Here is a 20247-nt window from a genome sequence, read left to right as displayed (position 1 = left end):
TTCGGGTTGTTACATCAAATCATAGGCGTCGACGTCAACGCTCACGCTCACGCCGCGCACGGAGCCCACCTCTTTGAGGCAGGCGTCGATATCATCAGAGACATGGTACCCTACCGGCGACTTTACAAGCAGATGGAAGCGGTAACGGTCCTTGGCTCTCTCGATTACACACGAAGCCGGGCCCAGCACCTGGGGCACGGCGCTCCCCGACCGCAAAAAGTCGGGCGCGGCGGCATGCCAGCGGCGCTTGAGGAGCTTCGCGATGCGACCGATGTAGTCCCGCGCGTCGTCCGCGTTCGTCGACCATACCAAGATGTTGGCCAGGCGCACGAACGGCGGGTACAGGGCGTCGCGGCGCTGGTCCAGGTCGTAGTCGGTAAAGATCGAGCGGTCGTGCTCAGCGACAGCGCGAATGACCGGGTCCTCGGGCAGGTAGGTCTGGATGATAACCTCGCCGGGGCGATCGCCGCGACCGGCGCGGCCCGCAACCTGCTCCAGCAGATCGTAGGCGCGCTCCCCTGCTCTAAAATCGGGGAGCTTCAGCGCAAAGTCGGCATTGACCACGCCCACGAGCGTGACCTCGGGAAAGTCGAGACCCTTTGCAATCATCTGAGTACCCAGCAGCACCGCGCAATCGGCGGCATCGAACTGTTCGAGCAGCTTTTTGTGTGCGTCTTTGCCGCGCGTGGAATCGGCGTCCATGCGAATGATAGCGACGTCGTCAGGCAGCATCTGGTGCAGTGCGTCCTCAATCTGCTGCGTACCCAGGCCCATTTTTGCCAAGTAGCGACTGCCGCACTTGGGACAGCGGCTCGTGGGTGCAGGATAGGGCTGCACGCGCCAGGACGATCCGCAGGTGTGGCACTGCAGCGTGTGCGTGCGCTCGTGGTACGTGAGCGCGGTGGAGCAGTGGTTGCAGGTGGGGACGCAGCCGCACTCGCGGCACATCAAAAACGGCGCAAAACCGCGGCGGTTGTGCAGCAGCACGGCCTTCTCGCGACGCTCGACCACGCGTTCTAAGCCTTCCATCAGCGGTATTGAGAACATGGAGCGGCTGCCGTGCGAGAACTCGCGGCGCAGGTCGGCAATGCGAACCTCGGGCAGCACGGCGTGTCCCGGGCGCTCGGGCATCTCGACGCGTGTCCAAGTGACACCGTTGAACGTGCCGCGGCGGCAGCGGTCGAGGGCCTCGGCAGAAGGCGTAGCCGAGCCCAACACGAGCGGGCAGCGATAGCGACGCGCCATCTCGGCCGCCACCTCGCGCGCATGGTAGCGCGGGCTGGAACCCTGCTTATAGCTGGTCTCGTGCTCCTCGTCGATGATGATGAGGCCCAGGTCGCTGAGCGGGCAAAAGAGCGCCGAGCGGGCGCCCACGACCACGCGTGCGGCACCGCTGGCGACCATATCCCACTGGTCTAGGCGCTCACCGGCCGAAAGGCGCGAATGGAACACAGCAACCGTCTCGCCAAAGCGCGAACGGAAGCGCCCGACGGTTTGGGCCGTCAGCGAGATCTCGGGCACAAGCACGCACGCTGAACGGCCGGCCTCGAGCACGCGCTCGATAGCGGAGAGGTAGACCTCGGTTTTACCGGATCCGGTGACGCCGTCGACAAGGACTACGTCGCCGTGCGCATCCAGGCGAGCGCGCTCAATCTGCGCGAGCGCCTGCTGCTGGCCGTTCGTAAGTGCGACCGGCGCTTTACCGCTTGCCGAGGACAGCGTAGTCTGCTCGCTGCAACCGCGCCAGGCACGGCGCTCCTCCACCACCACGACGCCGCGTTTTTCGAGCGCCTTGATGGTCGCCGACATACTGTTGTAGAGCAAATTGAGGTCGCGCGTCGTGACCGGTCCGCACTGGAGCGCCTCGATGAGCTGACGCTGGCGAACTGCGGTCTTGGGCGGCGTATAGTCAAAGCCCTCGGGCGTAAGCATCACCCAGCGGTTTTGGATAGGCTTGACGGCGGGACGCTCGACCGTCCACGCCCCGTCATCGCCCTTAACGACACGCGGGCTGCCACCCGGAGGCAAAAACAGGCGCAGGCATTCGGAAAGCGTCGCGACATACTCGCGGCTCATCCAACGCGCAATGCGGGCGGCCTCGACGCCAAAGAGCGGTTTGCTGAGGATGGTCTCGATGGGCTTGACGCGCGAGGGGTCGAGGACGTTGTTGCCTTGCAACTCGCCCAGCCCAGACGCAATGTCGACGATATAGCCCGCGGCAGCACGGTTGCCAAAATGAACTAGGACAGTGGAGCCGATCTGGGCCTCGTTGGCAAGAGACCGCGGAATGCCGTAGGCAAAAGGCTCGGACAGCGCACGGGTGGGAATGTCGAGGACCACGCTCGCGTAGGCGGCCGTGGGCTCGGGCGCAGGCGCGGGCTTGGCCTGCTCGGCCGTGCGGACAGGCTTTACGGAAGCCTGCTTAGGCTCAGGCGAACCAAACAGCGACAGTTGCTCGGCCATGGTCTCTGTACCTCCCACCCCATACGTCTTTAGAAACAAGAGCCCCACTCGTGGTGAGCGGGGCTCGGATACATGCGTTTGCGCGACTGTTACAGCGCCATCGTGCGGGCGCGGTCGATACGCGCCAGGCAATCGTCGCGGCCGACGAGCGCCATGGTCTCGCCCAGCGGAGGGCTCACCATGTTGCCGCAGACGGCGACGCGCACAGCCTGGAACACCACGCGCTTCTTGAGGTCCATCTGCTCGGGCAGCGGCTCAAGCGCGGCGTCGATGGCCTCGGCGGACCACTCGGTAACACCCTCGAGCGCGGCCTTGGCGGCGTCAAGAATGGCACCCATGCCCTCCTTGGCCAGGCCCTTGTTGACGGACTTCTCGTCATACTCGAGCGTCTCGGCCGTAGCAAAGATGGGAGCGGCGACGGTCACGGCGTCGGCCGGCATCTTGGTGCGCGGCTTGACGATAGCGGCAAGCGCATCGATCCAATCCTCGCCGTACTCGACATTACCCTCGATGAGACCCGCCTCATGCAGCTCGGGGACCATGATCTCGTCGGCAAACTGAGCATCGGACATACCGTTGATGTACTCGGCATTGACCCAGTCAAGCTTCTTGGGGTCGAAGGTCGCCGGGTTCTTGGAGATGCGGTCGAGCGAGAATTTGCTGGCCAGGACATCACGCGGGATGATCGTGGTCTCGCCGTCGAGCGACCAGCCGAGCAGCGCCAGATAGTTGACGAAGGCATCGGACAGATAACCGGCGTCGCGGTACTCCTCCACCGAGGTGGCGCCGTGGCGCTTGGAGAGCTTTTTGCCGTCGGCACCCAAGATCATGGAGATGTGGGCGAACGTGGGCACGGGCGCGCCGAGGGCCTCGTAGACCATGACCTGGCGCGGGGTGTTGGACAGATGGTCGTCGCCGCGGATGACGTGGGTGATCTTCATCATGGCGTCGTCGATGACGGTCGCGAAGTTGTACGTGGGCGTGCCGTCTGAGCGGAAGATGACAAAGTCGTCGAGCTCCTTGGCGTCGAAGGTCACCTCGCCGTGAACGGCGTCGTGGATGACGACATCGCCGCGGTCCTCGGGCACCTTGATGCGCAGGACGTAGGGCTCGCCGGCCTCGATGCGGCGGCGTGCCTCTTCGGGATCAAGATCGCGGCAGCGGCGCTGATAGCCCTGGAAGGGGTCCTTGCGCTCCTGGGCGGCCTTGCGGTCGGCGTCGAGCTGCTCCTTGGTGCAGAAGCAGGGATAGGCCTTGCCCTCGTCCCAAAGCTTCTGGGCGGCCTGCTTGTACAGGTCCAGGCGCTCGGTCTGTGCGTAGGGGCCAAAGTCGCCGCCCACCTCGGGACCCTCGTCCCAGTCCAAGCCCAGCCAACGCATGGCGCGCAGGATGATCTGCGTGTTCTCGTCGGTGGAACGGGTGGGGTCGGTGTCGTCGATGCGCAGGATGAACGTGCCGCCGTTTGCGCGGGCGAAAGCCCAGTTATAGATAGCGGTGCGGGCGCCGCCGATGTGCAGCTTGCCCGTGGGTGAGGGTGCAAAGCGGACGCGAACGTCTGATGCCATGGAAATCTCCTCGATTGCAGGATGGATGTCTAACCGCATTAGTATAAAGCAACAAAGCAACCTCCGCACAAAGGGCACCGACCCACTCATTGGGGACAGACTTAAATGACCAGTCGTTGGGGGAAGGCTTTAAGGCTAGCCGACAATGAGTGTCCAAAGGCTGGTCATTTATGTCTGTCCCCAATGAGTAAGGCAGGTCATTTAAGTCTGTCCCCAATGAGTAGGTGCGGAAAGGGTGTGAATGTTTGATTTACGCGCTATGATGTGCCCTTGCATAGAGAGCCCGGCGGAATGGTAACGGTCGCCGGGACACGTTTTTGAAAGGACTATCATGTCAGAAGAACTTCGTTCCATCCCGCCCCAACACGGGTCCTTTGTTTTTACGTCGGAGTCGGTGACCGAAGGTCATCCCGATAAGATCGCTGACCAGATCAGCGACGCCGTCCTCGACGCAATCCTCGCCAAAGAAATAGAGCTGCAGGAGCAGGGCTACATCGCCCCCAACGGCATCCCTGCCAACGTGGAGAACGTCCGCTGCGCCTGCGAGACCCTCGTGACCACCGGTACCGTCATCGTTGCCGGCGAGATTCGCACCCAGGCCTACGTCGACGTTCAGGAAATCGCCCGCGGCGTTATCCGCCGCATTGGCTACAACCGTGCCAAGTTCGGTTTTGACTGCGACACCTGCGGCGTTATGAGCCTCATCCATGAGCAGTCGCCCGATATCGCCCAGGGCGTCGACGAGTCCTTCGAGACCCAGACCGGCGCCACCACCGACCCGATCGACCTGATCGGCGCCGGCGACCAGGGCATGATGTTTGGCTATGCCTCCAACGAGACCAAGACCCTCATGCCAATGCCGCACTACCTGGCGAGCCGCCTGGCCGAGCGCCTGGCCGCCGTGCGCCACGACGGCACCCTGCCCTACCTGCGCCCCGACGGCAAGACCCAGGTCACGGTGCGCTACGAGGACGGCAAGCCCGTCGAGGTCACGACCATCGTCATCTCCACGCAGCACGCCGCCGAGATCGAGGACATGGGCAAGATCAAGGACGATCTCATCGAGCACGTCATCGCCCCCGTCATGGCTGCCGAGAACATGCCGTGGGACAACGCCGACATCTACGTGAACCCCACCGGTCGCTTTGTCGTGGGCGGCCCCATGGGCGACACGGGCCTCACCGGCCGCAAGATCATCGTCGACACCTACGGTGGCTACGGCCGTCACGGCGGCGGTGCCTTTAGCGGCAAGGACTGCACCAAGGTTGACCGCTCCGCCGCGTATGCCGCGCGCTGGGTCGCCAAGAACGTGGTCGCCGCCGGTCTGGCCGACCGCTGCGAAGTCGAGCTTGCCTACGCCATCGGCGTTTCCAAGCCCCTCTCAATCATGGTCGACACCTTCGGTACCGCACATGTTGCCGAGGACAAGATCGTCGAGGCCGTAGAGAAGACCTTCGACCTGCGCCCGGGCGCAATCATCCGAGACCTGGACCTGCGTCGCCCCATCTACGAAAAGACGGCAGCCTACGGTCACTTCGGCCGCGAAGACGCCGACTTCACCTGGGAGAAAACCGACCGAGTCGAAGAACTCAAATCAGCCTGCGGCCTGTAATTGGGAACCACCAAGGTCACAACACGCATGCGCTTTCAAAAGAAGTACCGCCCCCAAGCGGTGCTTCTTTTTTATTAATCCGGTGGTGAAGATGCTTCGATAAGAGCCTACGCTGCGTCACCAGCTAATGAATTTTGCCATCTAGCAACTCCAACCATGTATCCTTAGTCCCGAGGGGCGGGGCATAAGGTCGATCGCGAGTTCCGCACGAGCCGGAGAGCACTTAATGTGCTCTCCGTGCGAGCAGGACTGTCCGAGCAGGCGACCTTATGCCCCACCCCTCGGGACGACGGGATAGATAAGGAGCACCCATGGCAGGCAAGCCGCAAACACTAGCTACGACCTCTGCATTCGAGATCTTGGGGCCCGTCATGGTCGGCCCCAGCTCATCGCACACCGCCGGCGCCCTGCGTTGCGCACAGGTGGCCGCCAGTCTGCTCGAGGGCCGCATCACCAAGGTCACCTTTGGCCTGTGGAACTCCTTCGCCCACACCTACCGCGGCCACGGCACCGACCGCGCGCTCGTTGCGGGCATCTTGGGCCTCGACACCGACGACGAGAATATCAAGCAGGCCTTCGACCTCGCACGCGAGCAGGGCCTCGATTATCACTTTGACATCAAGGGCGACGACGCCTCCATCCACCCCAACACCGTCGATATCGAGATGGTCGACGACACGGGCGCTACGGCGCAGGTCCGCGGCGAGAGCCTGGGCGGCGGCAAGATGCGTATCAGCCGCATCAACGGCGTCGGCGTCGACATCTCGGGTATGTACTCCACGCTCTTCGTGGCGCACCAGGACGTTCCCGGCGTGCTCGCCGCGCTTACGAACCTACTTGCCTACGCACACGTGAACATCGCCTTCTGCCGCACCTACCGCACCGAGGTGGGCGGCCAGGCCTACTCCGTCTTTGAGACCGACGGCACACCCGACGACACCGTCATCCCCATGGTGCGCAAACTCGACAACGTCGGTTACGCCACCTTTATTGAGCTCCCTGGCTCAGCATCATCGCTCTCCCCCGGCGTCTCGGCCAAGGAGATCTTCGACGATGGCGAGCAACTGCTCGACGCGTGCGAGGAGCTGGGACTCAGCATCGGCGCCGTCATGGCCGTGCGCGAGGCGCGCCTGACCGGCGAGGCGCACGCCGTCGCCGCCATGCGCCGCGTGCTCGACGTCATGCGCGAGGAGACCACGGCCCCTATCGCCAATCCGCAGCGCTCGCTCGGCGGGCTTATCGGCGGCGAGGCGAAGCTCGTCGAAGCAACCCGCTGCAACGATTTGAGTGCAAGCCTGATGGGCGCCGTCCAGACCGACGCCGTTGCCCGCGCCATGGCCGTGCTCGAGCGCTCCGCTACCATGGGCGTGATTGTCGCCGCCCCCACGGCAGGCTCCGCGGGTGTTGTGCCCGGCTGCGTGCTGGCGCTCGCCGATCACCTGCAGCTCGACGACGAGCAGGTCATGGACGCGCTCTACTGCGCAGCCGCAATCGGCCTCAACCTCACCACAAGCGCCTGTGTTGCCGGCGCCGAGGGCGGCTGCCAAGCGGAGGTGGGAAGCGCCGCTGCCATGGCAGCCGCCGCGTTGGTGCAGATGCTCGGCGGCACGCCCGATCAGGCGCTCGACGCCAGTTCCATCGCGCTGAGTAACCTGCTGGGCCTCGTTTGCGACCCCGTCGGTGGCCTCGTGGAGGTGCCCTGCCAAAACCGCAACGCCATTGGCGTGGCAGCGGCCTTTAGCTCGGCACAACTCGCCCTCGCAGGCATTAAGAGCTTGGTGCCGTTTGACCAGATGGCACATGTCATGCTTTCGGTGGGCCACGCGTTGCCGGCCACGCTGCGCGAGACGGCAAAGGGTGGCATCGCGCAGGCTCCGGCCGCACTTTCGGCCTGTGCAAAATGCGGTGTGTGCGGATAGCGGCAAAGAATGACTCAAAGGTTGGACAAATGTCCCACCTCTTTTGAATGCCACCGTTTCCGTACCACAAACAGCAGGGCAATCGCTATAATGCAAGCCCAGTAAAAACACGATGAACCGCAAGGCGAAAATCGAAGGATATGCATACGATGTCGCAAAACGATCGAACTCAACTGATTCCCGATCCGCAGCAGCCGAGCAGGCACACCGGCGGCGTTCAGTCGCCGCGTCCTATCGCGCCGAGCCACGGTCAGCAGCGTGGTGCGGCAAACGCTTCCCAACGCCCGAACCAACAGCGACAGCAGCGTCAACAACGTCAGCAGCGCCAGGCAAACGGCAATGCGCCCAAGCAGCCCCCCACGCACGCTCGAGGCGATCGCGGCCCCGCGCGCAAACCCGCCGAGAACAATAAGTCGGGCAAAAAGACGACGTTATTTGTCGTCCTGGGCCTAATCGTCATTGTCTATATAGTAGGCGTCGTAGCGTTTTCGCAGGTAGCCTACCCCAACACCACCATCGCCGGCGTCGACGTCTCGTTCTCCAACGCTTCGTCTGCCGCCACCAAGGTCAATTCGGCATGGAAGCACTATAAGCTCGCCGTGACAGGCGATGACTTTAGCTGGACCTATCAGCCCGAGTCCGATGAGCCCATCGTCGACGGCGAAGCTGCCGCAAAAGAAATCATCAGCCACAACGAAGCCTTTATATGGCCGGTCCGTCTTGTGGAATCCTTAAGCGGCAAGACCAAAACAACCGCTACCTCCAACGAAGTCGATCTTGATCAAGACGTCGACCTGTCCATGCTCTCCGACACCTTTGACCAAAAGCAGTTTGAGGAGGATCTGGGCGCCGCCATCGACGAGTTTAACGAGGGCCGTTCGGGCACGTTCGAGGCCAATAGCTCCTATGACGAGCAGGCCGGCAAGTTTACCGTCGAGAAGGCGCGCTCCAACGAAAAGCTCGACCGCGAGCATGTCATTAAGTACGCCGAGCTCGAGCTTGCCTCGCTGACCGAGACCGTAGATCTTTCCAAGCTCGGCAACGATGCCTATGAGCCGCTTAATGGAACGCTGACCGATGATCAGATTCAGGCCGCATGCGATGCCGCCAACAACTTCCTGGGCGTCAACGTGACCCTCAAGCTCAACGGCGAGGATGCCGGCAAGGTTGATGGCAGCTCCGTGTTGCAGTGGATCAGCTTTGCCGATCCGGCCAACCCCACGCTCGATACGTCGCAGATCAGCAGCTGGGCAGCCGAACTCGCCAACGGCTTTAATACCGTGGGCTCCACTCGTTGGTGGACGCGCGCCGATGGCAAGCAGTGCGCCGTCGAAGGCGGCGACTTTGGTTGGTCCATCGACAGCAGCTCGCTCGCCAAGCAGGTCGAGGACGCCATTAACAACAAGCAGACCGGCGAGATCGAGATCAAGTACTCCCAGAAGGCCGACACCTTTACCGCAAAGGGAGAGCCCGACTGGAAGGCGTATATCGACGTCGACCTGTCCGAGCAGCACGCGCGCTACTATGACGAGAGCGGCAATATCGTGTGGGAGGCCAACTTTATTTCCGGCAAACCGGGCGAAGACGCCACCCCCGAGGGTGTGTGGCAAATCAACAGCAACGACGGCGGCAGCACCCTGATCGGAGCCAAGGACCCCGAGACCGGTAAACCCAAATATGAGAGCCCGGTGAGCTACTGGATGCCGTTTGAGGGCAACATGATCGGCTTCCACGACGCCACCTGGCAAAACGACAAGAGCTTCGATAACGCCGAGTCGTACAAGTGGTGCGGCAGCCACGGTTGCATCAACCTGCGCCTGGCCGACGCCAAGGCACTGCACGATTGCATCAAAGTCGGCCTGTGCGTGGTTGTCCACTCGTAGTGCAACGCGCGCATTCCTACAACGTGGAACCGCTGCGACCAATCTAACAGTTCCGAAAGAAACCGTCCTATGCGCCCGCCCCAACCGGTGGGCGCATATAATTATCGAGGTTCTTTCTATAAAGGAGACGCTATGCCGAATGTCCCCACGATCACCCCGGGCCCAGATGATACCGAGCGCACGCCCGAAGGTGCCACCGAAACGTTTCCTCTGATTACAAACGTACATGCCGACAAGCAGAGCGGACGCGCGAACGCTACGGCCGAGATTTCCGATGAAGAGGCATATGCCAAGCTCAAGGCAAAGCGTGCCGAACGTCGACGCAAAAAGCTGATTCGTCGCGGTATTGCCGCCGGCGTCGTGGGTGCCATCGCGCTCATTGCCATTGTCGCAACCCTGGTTATCAATGCGCAGCCACAGGGCGCTAGTGGGCCTGTGACTGACATGGTGACCGAGGGCACGTTTACCACAACGGTCGAGGCGAAAGGCCAGCTCAAACCCATTTCGTCCTCAGTGGTCTCCCCTTCTGTCGACGGCACGGTCGATTCTATCAACGTGCAGGCAGGCCAATCCGTCAACGAGGGCGACGTGCTTATGACCATTAAAAACGACGAGCTCGATCGCAACGTTGCCGAGGCGCAGCGTGCAGTTGCTGCCGCTCAAGAAGACCTCGCCAACGCTCAGAAAGCCGCAGCTGCCGCGCAGGCCACCCCAACGACGGACGTCGAGGGAGCTTCCGCAGCGGCTGGCGTCTCCGCCGCATCAGTAGACACGAACGCCGTATCGGCCGCGCAGCGCAGCCTCGCATCAGCCCAGGCAAACCTCGACCAGGCGAACGCCAAGGCCTCCAGTCGCACGGTCACGGCCCCGAGCTCGGGTAGCATCGTGGAGCTCAATGCCAAAGTGGGCGTCACGGTTACAGGCGGCATGATCATGGGCGAAAGCGATACGAGCGGCGGCAAGCAGTGCATGCAGATCGCCGACCTATCTAAGATGAAGGTGACCGTGCAGGTGGGCGAAAAGGACATCGCCAAGATCGCCGTTGGGCAGAGCGCCAACGTCACGTATCCCGCGTTTCCCGATATCGTGAGCCAGGGCACCGTCACGGCTATCGCGTCGGTGGCAAACTCCGACGCCGCCAACGGTGGCGGCGGCAGCGTAACCTTTAACGTCGACATTCTCATCGAGGCGCCCGACGCGCGCCTGAAGCCGGGCATGACGGCCGAGGTCTCGGTGGTGACCGAGCAGCTCGACGACGTGGTGATGGTGCCGACGATGGCGCTCATGACCGAAGACGGCGAACACTATTACGTCAACGTGGCGACTGATGAAGAGGGCAAGCAAACCCGTCGCGTGAAGGTGACCGTCGTGACGCAAAACGACAACGAAGCCGTAGTCGGCAAGACACAGGTCAAGCGCGACGACCAGGGCAACGAGATCAACCCCAACGTGCCGGTTACCAAGCTGCGCGATGGCGACACCCTCGTCATGGACACCGGAGCTGACGCAACAGCTGACGGCGGCTACAGCACGGATTCGGGCAGCATGTCTGACGACGAGGGCATGTAATGCGTCCCGTTATCGACATCCGCAACGTGCACCGCATCTTTGAGAGCGAGGCAGGTTGCGCCCATATCCTGCATAACGTGAGCCTGGCGGTAGATCCCGGCGAGTTCGTCGCCATTACCGGCCCTTCGGGCTCGGGCAAGTCAACGCTCATGAACATCCTGGGCTGCCTGGACAAACCGACGGCGGGCGACTATTACCTGCAAGGGCTCAACGTGGCCGAGCTCGATGATGACGAGCTCACCGAAGTCCGCGCCCTGAGCATTGGCTTTGTCTTTCAGAGCTTCAACCTGCTGCCGCGCCTGTCGGTTATCGAAAACGTCATGCTGCCGCTGGCCTACACCAATGTGCCCCGTAGCCAGCGCGAGATGCGCGCCGTGCACGCGCTGCAGGCCGTCACACTACCGGTCGACCACTGGGACCACCGCATATCCGAGCTCTCGGGCGGCCAGATGCAGCGTGTCGCCATCGCACGCGCCCTCGTCAATGACCCGCCCATCATTCTGGCCGATGAGCCAACGGGAAACCTAGACTCCGCCACTGGAGCGCTTGTGATGGAGACCTTCCATAGACTTCAGGAGCGCGGCAAAACCATCGTTCTTATCACACACGACCCCGGCATCGCCGCCGAAGCCGACCGTGCCGTGACCATCCGCGACGGTCGCATTCACGACGGCGCGTATATTCCACATGCACCGCGGACCCTGCGCAGCGCCGTAGATAGCCTGCCCATGATTTCCGCCTCCGCCAACCCGCCGAAAGGAGTGGTGGCATGAGCGCCCGCGATCTCATCCAGGAAGCCCTTCACTCGCTCGAGGCCAACAAGGGGCGCAGCCTGCTCACCATCCTGGGCATTGTCATCGGCATCGCCTCGGTTATTGCCATGACTTCGCTCATCGGCGGCATCCAAAACAGCCTGGTCAACAGTCTGGGCCTCAATGCGGCACGCATGGTGCAAGTCTATTCGTCGCAAGAACTCACCGAGTCCGACATAGAGAAGCTTCAAAAACTGGTGCCGCAGATAGAGCAGATCGGCATTGTCGACAGCGCGTATACCGAGTATAAGACCGGCGATAAAAGCTATACCGTCATGGCACAGGGTGTCGATAGCGACATGCTCGACGCCGTGGGGGCCAGCAAGCTCGTTGCGGGGCGCACCTATTCCCAGGCCGAGTCCCAATCAGGCTCGCGCGTGGCGCTCATCAGCCGCGGCGGCGCCGATCAGCTTTACGGCAACGAACAGGATGCGCTGGGGAAAACCATCAAGGTGTCCAACGGCGAGGTGCAGATTGTAGGCGTGATTGATGGCGGCAGCGACTCCATGGGCTCGCTCACGCTGTATATGCCACGCGAAACAATCTCCGGACTGTTTGGCGACGAGAATCCTTCATTCCCCAGCGTGACGGCACTTGCCGCCGAGGGCACGGACATGGATGAGCTTTGTAAAACCATCGAGTCCAAGGTGCGCGCGATGAAGGGCATCGAGGAGGAGGAGTACGACAGTGTATCGGCAACATCCATGAAAAGCGCCATCGATACACTCAACTCCTTTATGGGCGCGTTCTCGCTCATCATGGGCGCTGTCGCCAGCATTTCGCTGCTTGTCGGCGGTATCGGCATTATGAATATGATGCTCACCAACGTATCTGAACGCATCCGCGAGATCGGCATCCGCCGTGCTCTGGGCGCCAGTCGTCGCGATATCACCGCGCAGTTTTTGGCCGAGTCTTCGGCGCTGTGCGTCACCGGCGGACTGTTGGGTGTCCTGATTGGCTATCTGCTGGCCTGGGCTCTTGCGATGTTTGCCTCCGGATCCGGGATTCTTGGCGAGCTCGGTGCCAGCGGGCAAATCACACCGAGCTTTTCAATCGCCACGGTGCTGCTGGCCTTCGCCGTCTCCGTCGGCATCGGCGTAATCTTTGGCTTCTACCCCGCTCGCCGCGCGGCAAAGCTCGACCCGGTGGACTGCCTACGCTATCAGTAAGCCACCACCAATAAGTTGCGGTGAATTAAGGACTAAATATGCTATCTAGCAGCAAAAACAGACACTATTTCACGGCAACTTATTGAAGGGCTGCTTGCGCCAGTTCCGGGCTTCGTCCTCGAGCTATTGGCGGATGACGGGCTTATACGGGTCGAGCTTGCTCAAGGCGCTTCTCCTCGCGGGCGGGAGGGCACGCAGGCGCGGCGAGCGCCTAGCGCGCGAACTCCCGTAAGAGCGCGTCTTCCACTTCCCGAAGCGAAAGGCCCCCGCCTCCCTCGGCGGGACGGGCGACCACGATACAGCGCGCTCCCACGTCGCGCGCGGAGGCGATCTTCTCGGCCGTGCCACCTACGGTTCCCGAGTCCTTGGTCACAAGCCACTGGGCGCCCACCTGCCGAAGCATCGCCTCGTTGAGCTCGCGGGTGAAGGGCCCCTGCATGCCGATGACGTGCGACGGCGAAAACCCCGCGTCGATGCACTTCGTTATAGCACCGGGCAGCGGGAGAACACGCACGAAGAAGCGCTCCGCGAAATCGGCGACGCGCGTGTAGGGAGCAAGCTCCTTGCTCCCCGTCGTGAGAAGCGCGCGACCCGGGTTCTCGGAGAGAAAGCGCGCCGCGCAGGCGATCGACGCGACCGACACGACGCCTTTGGGTAGCGCCTCGACCGGGCGCGCAAGGCGCAGACATCGTGCACCCACGGCGAGCGAAGCGGCCCGGATGTTGCCGCTTGCGAGCGTAGCGAAGGGATGCGTGGCGTCGACGACGATGCGCGCGCCGGAAAGCTCGCGCTCCATGTCGGCCTCGTCGAGCCTGCCCGCATGCACCTCGATGCCCGGAAGCTCGCCCAAAAGCTCGCCTCCGTACTCGGTTGCCGCGTAGGCACGGGCGGGGATGCCCGCCCCGCTCGCCCATTCGCACAGAAGGCGGCCCTCAGTGGTGCCGGCGAAGATGCGCAGCGCCGGCGCGGATGCGGGCGCCGTCACTTCGGGCCGCCTGGGCGCGTGATCTCGTAGAGCAGCGCGTTCATAATGGCGGCCGCCACGGTCGAGCCGCCCTTGCGACCCCTCGCGACGATGGCCGGCACCCGTCGCGCGAGTAGCTCCTCTTTCGCCTCGACCACGTTCACAAACCCAACCGGCACCCCAACGACGAGCGCGGGCGCGATCTTCCCCGCGTCCATGAGCTCGGCGAGGCGCAGAAGTGCTGTGGGAGCGTTGCCGACGGCCACGATGAGCGGACCCTCGATGCCGCAAGCTTTGTCCATGCTCGCAACGGCGCGAGTCGTGCCCGCGGCGCGCGCAGCCGCGGCGACATCAGGGTCGGCCATGTAGCACACGGCCTTGCAGCCGAGCTTCGCGAGCGCGGGCTTGCTTATGCCTGCGAGCGCCATGTTCGTGTCGGTGAGCACCGTGGCCCCTGCGCGCAGTGCGTCGAGCGCACAGTGCGCGGCGTCATGGGTGAACACGAGGGAATCGGCGTACGAGAAGTCAGCAGTGGTGTGGATGACGCGCTTCACGACGGGCTCTTCGAGCGGCGGGAACGTGCGGCCGCCGAGCTCTTCGGTGATGATCTCGAAGCTGCGCCGCTCGATGTCGCCGGGCGCCATCTCCTTGGAATCCATCTAGTACTCCACTCCTTCCCTTGCACCTATCCCCTGAGCGTAGGGGTGTTTCTCGCACCGCATCTCGGTTATGTAGTCGGCCTTCTCCACGATCTTGCGGGAAGGCGCGCGCCCGGTGAGCGCTACTTCGACGCCGCGCGCGGACATATCGAGCGCGCGGTCCACGAGCGCCTCGTCGACAAGCCCATTCGAAAGCGCGTCGAGCGCCTCGTCGAGCACGAGCAGCCCCTCCTGCGCGCCCTCGAGCTCGGCGAGCGCGGAAGCGAGGTTCCCATCGTGCAACTCGCGCGTCGCGGCAAGTTCTTCCGACGTCATGGACCAGGTAAACTTGTCCGACGCCTTCCCCGCGAACACGGGCACGCCGAAATGCTCGGCGAGCAGGCGCACCTCCCCGCTTTCGCCGTCTTTCAGGAACTGCACGACGACGACGCGGCGGCCTGCGGCGAGCATGCGAAGGGCGAGGCCCATCGCCGCCGTGGTCTTGCCTTTGCCGTCGCCATGATACACGTGGATCATACGCCCTCCTCGATAATGCGGTAGACATACTCCATGTCGAGCGCCCCGCGCACGGAGTCGGCCAGGCGGCCGAACTCGCGCGCACGATGATCGGCCGCGGACACCGCGCCCTCAGCACCCACGACGCTCTCGGGCAGGCCGCGCATGCGCACGAGCGAGCGCGCGAGGGCGAGTGCCACCCCCGGTTCGTCGAACAGGCCGTGGAGATAGGTTCCGAACACGTTTCCGCAGGCCGCGCCTTCTGGTTTGCCGCCAATCGTGCCCGCAGGGGCGCAGGAGACGGTCGTTTCGCCGTCGTGAATCTCGTACCCGCGCGCCGTCATGCCGTTCCACACCGAGAACGCGCCTTGGGCGCCCGTGATGCGCAGCTCCGACTGGGCGAGGCGCTTTTCCTCCTTGAACACCGTACTTGCAGGGATGAGCCCGAGCCCGCGCGCGGTGCCAGCGCCTTCCCTGCCGTGCGGGTCGGAAAGCTCGTCACCCAAAAGCTGGTAGCCTCCGCATATGCCGAGCACCGGCGTGCCCGCACCCGAAAGCGCGCGTACACAGGCTCCGATGCCGCTAGCCGCAAGCCAGCGCGCGTCGTCGAGCGTGGTCTTCGAGCCGGGGAGCACCACCAGGTCGGGTCGGCCCAGATCGGTCGTCGAGGAAACATAGCGCACGCCCACGCCGGGCACGCGCGAAAGCGGGTCGAAGTCGGTAAAGTTCGACAGATGCGGAAGGCGCACGACGGCGACGTCGATGACGCCGCGCGCCTCGCGGGCAGATAGGCGCGGCGCGAGCGAGTCCTCGTCGTCCAGGTCGAGCGTAAGATACGGCACGACCCCCACGACGGGGGCCCCGCACATCTTCTCAAGTGGGGCCAAACCCGGGCGCAGGATTTCCACATCACCGCGGAACTTATTTACTACAAGCCCCCGCAAAAGCGCGCGGTCCTCGGGCGCAAGGAGCGCGACCGTGCCGTAAAGCTGGGCAAACACCCCGCCTGGGTCGATGTCGCCCGCGAGCAGCACGGGGGAGGACACGGCGCGCGCGAGCCCCATGTTGACGATGTCGTTTTCGGCAAGGTTGATTTCGGCGGGGCTGCCGGCGCCCTCGATGACGATGACGTCGTTTTCCTCCGCGAGCGAATCGAACGCCTCCAAAATCTGCGGCATGAGCGCCTTCTTTCGCGCGAAGTAGTCCCTCGCAGCGAAGGCTCCCTGCTCCTTGCCGGCCACGATGAGCTGGCTTCGGTGGCCGCTTTCGGGCTTGAGCAGAATGGGGTTCATGCGCACGTCGGGCGCGATGCCGCACGCCTCGGCCTGCATGATCTGGGCGCGCCCCATCTCGAGCCCGTCGGCCGTGACACCGCTGTTGAGCGCCATGTTCTGGCTCTTGAAGGGAGCCACGCGCAGGCCGTCCTGCGAAAGAACGCGGCACAGCCCCGCCGCAAGCAGGCTCTTCCCCGCGTTCGACATGGTGCCCTGGATCATGATGGGCTTCGCCCTACCCACGGGTATCGACCTCCTTCGCCGAGCCTCGGCCATCCGCGCCCGCCATAGCACCGCTGCAAGAAGCGCCGCCCCGTTCGTCGGGTTCGCCTTCGCCTGATGTACCTTCCGCCCATAGCGCGCGGCTGAACGCCATCGCAAGCCGGGCGTTCTCCTTGCGCGTGCGCACCGCGACGCGGCACCAGAAACGGGACAGCACCGAAAACGAGTCGCACGTGCGGACCAAAACCCCCTGTTTATACAGGCGTTCGGGAATGTCTTTCGTCGGCGTGCGGACTAAAAGGAAGTTCGCATCCGACGGCACGACGGAAAGCCTGAGCGAGGAGAGCTCGTGGGAAAGCCACGCTCGCTCGCCCGCCAATACATCGCGCGTGCGCGAGACGTATTCGACGTCTTCCAGGGCGGCGATGCCCGCGGCCTCGGCGACCGAGGAGACGGGCCACGCCTGCCCCGCCCGGCGAATTCCATCGATGAGTTGGTCGTTTCCGCTGATCAGATATCCCAGCCGTAACCCCGCCATTCCGTAGAGCTTGGTGAACGCAGAGAGCACGGCCACATGGCGCGAACACGCGGCGCGTGCGGCCACGCTCCTATCGCGGGCGTCGGGCGCAAATCCGAGGAAGCACTCGTCCACGACGAGCAGCGCGCCCACCTGCTCGCAGCGGCAAGCCGCGGCATCGATCACGCGGGGGTCGACGAGGCGCCCCGTCGGGTTGTTCGGATTGCAGAGGTACGCCACGTCTCCCGGCCCCTCGATCGCGCGGGCGAAGGAGGCGGGCACGTCGAAGTCGTCCGCTTCGGAGAGCGGGAACTCCTGCACGCATGCGCCGTAGTACGATGCCGCCTCCGCATATTCAGAGAACGTCGGCGCGCACACGACGATGCGTTTCGGGCGCACCGCCGCAGCGAGCCGCCAGATGATGTCGGACGCGCCCGCGCCGCAGACGATAGTATCTTCGGGAATGCCCTGGGCGCGCGATAGGGCGCGAACAAGGGCGAGGCTTTCCCTATCGGGGTAGGCGTCGATTCGAGAAAGCGCCTTGCAGGCTGCGGCGACAGCGCGCGGCGAGGGGCCTGCCGGATTCACGTTCACCGAGAAATCGATGAAGTCGGAGGCGCCCCCTTCGCAAGCGATGCCAAGCGATTGCGCACTGCCCCCATGCGTACGGGCGCGCAGGATTCCCCCGGCAGCCCGGGACGCAGCGTGGTCTTCCCTCATGACATCGCCCCCACGGCGAGCACGACCGCCGCGCGCGCGGCGCCGAAGACGACGAGCGCGCATACGGACGCGGCGAGCATGAGCCTTGTCGCCCGGGCGATGTCGCCCCACTCGATTTCGCGGGATGCGTCGCCTATCGTCGGTTTCTCAACGAGCTTGCCGAAATACACCGCGGGTCCTGCCAGGCGCAGCCCGAGCGCGCCCGCACACGCTGACTCGGTCTGCGCCGAGTTGGGACTCGCATGGCGACGCCTGTCGCGGCGCCAGATGCGCGCCGCCCCGCACGCGTCGAGCCCGACGATCGGGCACACGGCGATCATGAGCAGGGCCGATAAGCGCGAGGGAATCCAGTTCACCGCATCGTCGAGGCGCGCCGAGGCGCAGCCGAAGTCGATGTAGCGCTCGTTTTTGTAGCCCACCATGCTGTCGAGCGTGTTCACCGCCTTGTACGCCATGCCCAAGGGCGCACCCCCGATCATAAGGTAGAAAAGCGGCGCGATGACGCCGTCGCTCGCGTTCTCCGCCACCGTTTCCACGGCGGCGCGCGCAACGCCCTGCTCGTCGAGAACAGACGTGTCGCGTCCCACGATGAGCCCGACGGCTTCACGAGCCGCGACAAGGCCGCCCTTCGAGAACGCGCGGGCCACGGCCAGGCTCTGGCGGCGCAGCTCGCATGCCGCGAGAATCTGATAGCTCGCCCATGCCTCGGCCACAAAGCGCAAGCCGGGGTGAACCATGCCGCAAAGATGCAGGATTCCCCAGGTCAAAAGCCAACACGCAAGCGGAAGCGCCACGGCGAGCACAAGCCCTGCGGCGCGCGTGCCCGCGGACGTTTGCGGGAATGCGCCCCGCAGGCGGCCTTCGGCCCACGTGATCGCGCGCCCCATGGCGACGACGGGATGGGGAAGCCAGCGCGGGTCGCCGAAGGCAAGGTCGGCCGCGAACCCGGCGGCGACGGCAAGAATCGTCATCACCGGGCATCGCCCCCCGAAGCGGGGCGAACGTCGCGAAGGCAGCGCCCATCCCAGGTGGCGGCCCATGCGCCGCCCGGCTCGGTATGCACGTCGAAATATCCCATTTTCGGGACAGCTAGCTCGGAGAGCAGCGCTTTCACGGTACCCGCGTGAACGACGAAGACGGCGCGCCCACTCCCCTGGGCGCGCTCCGATTCGCACGCCTCCCGAAACGCCGCGACGACGCGGCGGGTGAAATCGCTCTTGCCCTCGCCATGCGGGCAGCGCGTCTCGCACCAGGAGTCTACCCAGGCGCGGTAGCGCACATCCTCTTTAAGCTCGGCGGCGCTTCGCCCCTCGAAGTCACCGAAATCCATCTCGCGCAGACCGGGGCACGCCATAAGCTCCGCGTACGGGAAGAGGATGCGCGCCGTCTGGTCGGTGCGGGCCATTCCGCTCGTGATAACACGGAACACGTCACGATCGCACGCGAGATCGCGCAAAGCGCGCTCGCCCGCGCTCGACAGGGGCTCGTCGGTGCCCGCCCCGCTGTAGCGATGGTCTTCCGTGCCCGCCGTGGCACCATGGCGCACGAAGACGACTTCCAAAGGCGCGCTCGCGCCCTGCGTCCCTCGAGACGCATCGGCAAGGTTTCCTTTGATGACCTGGGGAATCCCGCACGTCATGCGCACGACGACGTCGGCGCGCGCAGCGAGCGCGCATCCCAGGCGCCCCGCGCGCTCGCGCCATTGGGCGTCTTCCGCACGCATGGGGACGACCCCCGAGCCGACCAAGGACAGAATCACTGCGTCGAAGCCGATCAGCCGCTCGAGCGCCCGGTCAACGTCGAGCGCGCGTACGAGTTCCTCAGCACGGTACGCGACGCGGCCGGCAAAAGCCGCGGGCACGCCGCCCTCCGCAAACTGCGCCGCGTCGACGAAATCGTCCGCCGCGAACCCGAGCTTTTCGCGCACGAAGGTCCTCTTCCCCGAATGCGCGCCACCTAACACGAGCATCATAGGAGCATGCCCCCCGCTACCAGCATGGCAAGCATCGCGAGCTCAGCCCATTGCAGAAACCATCCGGCCAAATCCCCCGTCACCCCGCCGAAGCGGGACAGGGCAACATGGCGGTACCACGCGAGCGCCAAAAGCCCCGCCACCGCCATAAGGGCGCCGACGGCCTGGGCGCACGCGACCATCCCTGCAGCCGAAGCCGCAGCGAAAGCGCAAAGCGGCACGACGATCGCCGCGCGCTTCTTCGCAGGCGAGAGCCCCGCGGCCATGCCATCCGCCCGCGCGGCAGGCCAGCATTCAACGGCGAGCCCCGAAGGCGCCCGCCCGCGGGTCGTGCATGATCTCAAGCTTTCGCTCGCGCGGGGCCCAACTTGCAAGCGCATCGGAGGTGTCGCAGAGCCCGTCTAGGTGGATGCCTCCCGTCACCACCACAGG

At 64.2% G+C, this 20247-nt stretch carries 15 protein-coding genes and 1 pseudogene; 6 read left to right on the top strand and 10 right to left on the bottom strand.

All coding sequences use genetic code 11. The features are described 5' to 3' along the window. Window positions 1-9 precede the first annotated feature (9 nt). Together priA and gltX are read right to left on the bottom strand one after the other, a co-directional pair. On the bottom strand, window positions 10-2463 hold the full coding sequence (gene priA, locus AAAX75_RS07865) for a primosomal protein N' (protein ID WP_349091731.1): 2454 nt from the start codon (window positions 2461-2463) through the stop codon (window positions 10-12). 89 nt (window positions 2464-2552) lie between these two features. Further along, a complete protein-coding gene (gene gltX / locus AAAX75_RS07860; RefSeq protein ID WP_349091729.1) occupies window positions 2553-4028 on the bottom strand; it encodes a glutamate--tRNA ligase in 1476 nt (491 codons plus the stop codon). 331 nt (window positions 4029-4359) lie between these two features. Between gltX and metK the strand changes: the two genes are divergently transcribed. From metK to AAAX75_RS07830, 6 genes are all read left to right on the top strand, one after another. Continuing rightward, on the top strand, window positions 4360-5640 hold the full coding sequence (gene metK / locus AAAX75_RS07855; protein WP_349091727.1) for a methionine adenosyltransferase: 1281 nt from the start codon (window positions 4360-4362) through the stop codon (window positions 5638-5640). Window positions 5641-5951: 311 nt separating this feature from the next. Then, window positions 5952-7559 carry an L-serine ammonia-lyase, iron-sulfur-dependent, subunit alpha gene (sdaAA, locus tag AAAX75_RS07850; RefSeq protein ID WP_349091725.1) on the top strand — a complete coding sequence of 536 codons (1608 nt, stop codon included), beginning with the start codon at window positions 5952-5954 and terminating at the stop codon, window positions 7557-7559. Between the two features lie 149 nt (window positions 7560-7708). Beyond that, window positions 7709-9442: a L,D-transpeptidase gene (locus tag AAAX75_RS07845; RefSeq protein WP_349091723.1), complete on the top strand. Its 1734-nt coding sequence runs from the start codon at window positions 7709-7711 to the stop codon at window positions 9440-9442. A 132-nt stretch (window positions 9443-9574) separates the two neighbouring features. Continuing rightward, entirely contained in the window at window positions 9575-11011 is a 1437-nt protein-coding gene (locus AAAX75_RS07840) for an efflux RND transporter periplasmic adaptor subunit (protein ID WP_349091721.1), read from the top strand. Then, a complete protein-coding gene (locus tag AAAX75_RS07835; protein ID WP_349091719.1) occupies window positions 11011-11784 on the top strand; it encodes an ABC transporter ATP-binding protein in 774 nt (257 codons plus the stop codon). Before AAAX75_RS07840 ends, AAAX75_RS07835 begins: the two co-directional genes overlap by 1 nt. Continuing rightward, complete coding sequence (locus AAAX75_RS07830) at window positions 11781-12992, top strand: ABC transporter permease (protein ID WP_349091717.1); 1212 nt, start codon at window positions 11781-11783, stop codon at window positions 12990-12992. The genes AAAX75_RS07835 and AAAX75_RS07830 overlap by 4 nt, the downstream gene beginning before the upstream one ends. Before the next feature lie 211 nt (window positions 12993-13203). Here AAAX75_RS07830 and cobK read toward each other — a convergent pair whose 3' ends face one another. From cobK to AAAX75_RS07790, 8 genes and pseudogenes are all read right to left on the bottom strand, one after another. Next, complete coding sequence (gene cobK / locus AAAX75_RS07825; RefSeq protein WP_349091715.1) at window positions 13204-13977, bottom strand: precorrin-6A reductase; 774 nt, start codon at window positions 13975-13977, stop codon at window positions 13204-13206. After that, window positions 13974-14615, bottom strand: a complete 642-nt coding sequence (locus AAAX75_RS07820) for a precorrin-8X methylmutase (RefSeq protein ID WP_349091713.1) — start codon at window positions 14613-14615, stop codon at window positions 13974-13976. Before AAAX75_RS07820 ends, cobK begins: the two co-directional genes overlap by 4 nt. After that, complete coding sequence (locus tag AAAX75_RS07815; RefSeq protein ID WP_349091711.1) at window positions 14616-15131, bottom strand: cob(I)yrinic acid a,c-diamide adenosyltransferase; 516 nt, start codon at window positions 15129-15131, stop codon at window positions 14616-14618. Then, window positions 15128-16627, bottom strand: coding sequence for a cobyric acid synthase (locus AAAX75_RS07810; RefSeq protein ID WP_349091709.1), 1500 nt, complete (start codon window positions 16625-16627; stop codon window positions 15128-15130). The genes AAAX75_RS07815 and AAAX75_RS07810 overlap by 4 nt, the downstream gene beginning before the upstream one ends. Continuing rightward, window positions 16620-17843, bottom strand: coding sequence for a histidinol-phosphate transaminase (locus AAAX75_RS07805; RefSeq protein ID WP_349091708.1), 1224 nt, complete (start codon window positions 17841-17843; stop codon window positions 16620-16622). The genes AAAX75_RS07810 and AAAX75_RS07805 overlap by 8 nt, the downstream gene beginning before the upstream one ends. Next, window positions 17840-18814, bottom strand: coding sequence for an adenosylcobinamide-phosphate synthase CbiB (cbiB, locus tag AAAX75_RS07800; RefSeq protein WP_349091706.1), 975 nt, complete (start codon window positions 18812-18814; stop codon window positions 17840-17842). Before cbiB ends, AAAX75_RS07805 begins: the two co-directional genes overlap by 4 nt. Continuing rightward, entirely contained in the window at window positions 18814-19770 is a 957-nt protein-coding gene (locus AAAX75_RS07795) for a histidine phosphatase family protein (protein ID WP_349091705.1), read from the bottom strand. Before AAAX75_RS07795 ends, cbiB begins: the two co-directional genes overlap by 1 nt. Before the next feature lie 41 nt (window positions 19771-19811). Then, window positions 19812-20238 (bottom strand): annotated as a pseudogene (locus AAAX75_RS07790) (adenosylcobinamide-GDP ribazoletransferase). Window positions 20239-20247 lie beyond the last annotated feature (9 nt).

This window comes from Collinsella sp. CLA-ER-H7 (assembly GCF_040092345.1).
Taxonomy (GTDB): domain Bacteria; phylum Actinomycetota; class Coriobacteriia; order Coriobacteriales; family Coriobacteriaceae; genus Collinsella.
This window is presented reverse-complemented; position numbering and strand designations above follow the sequence as displayed.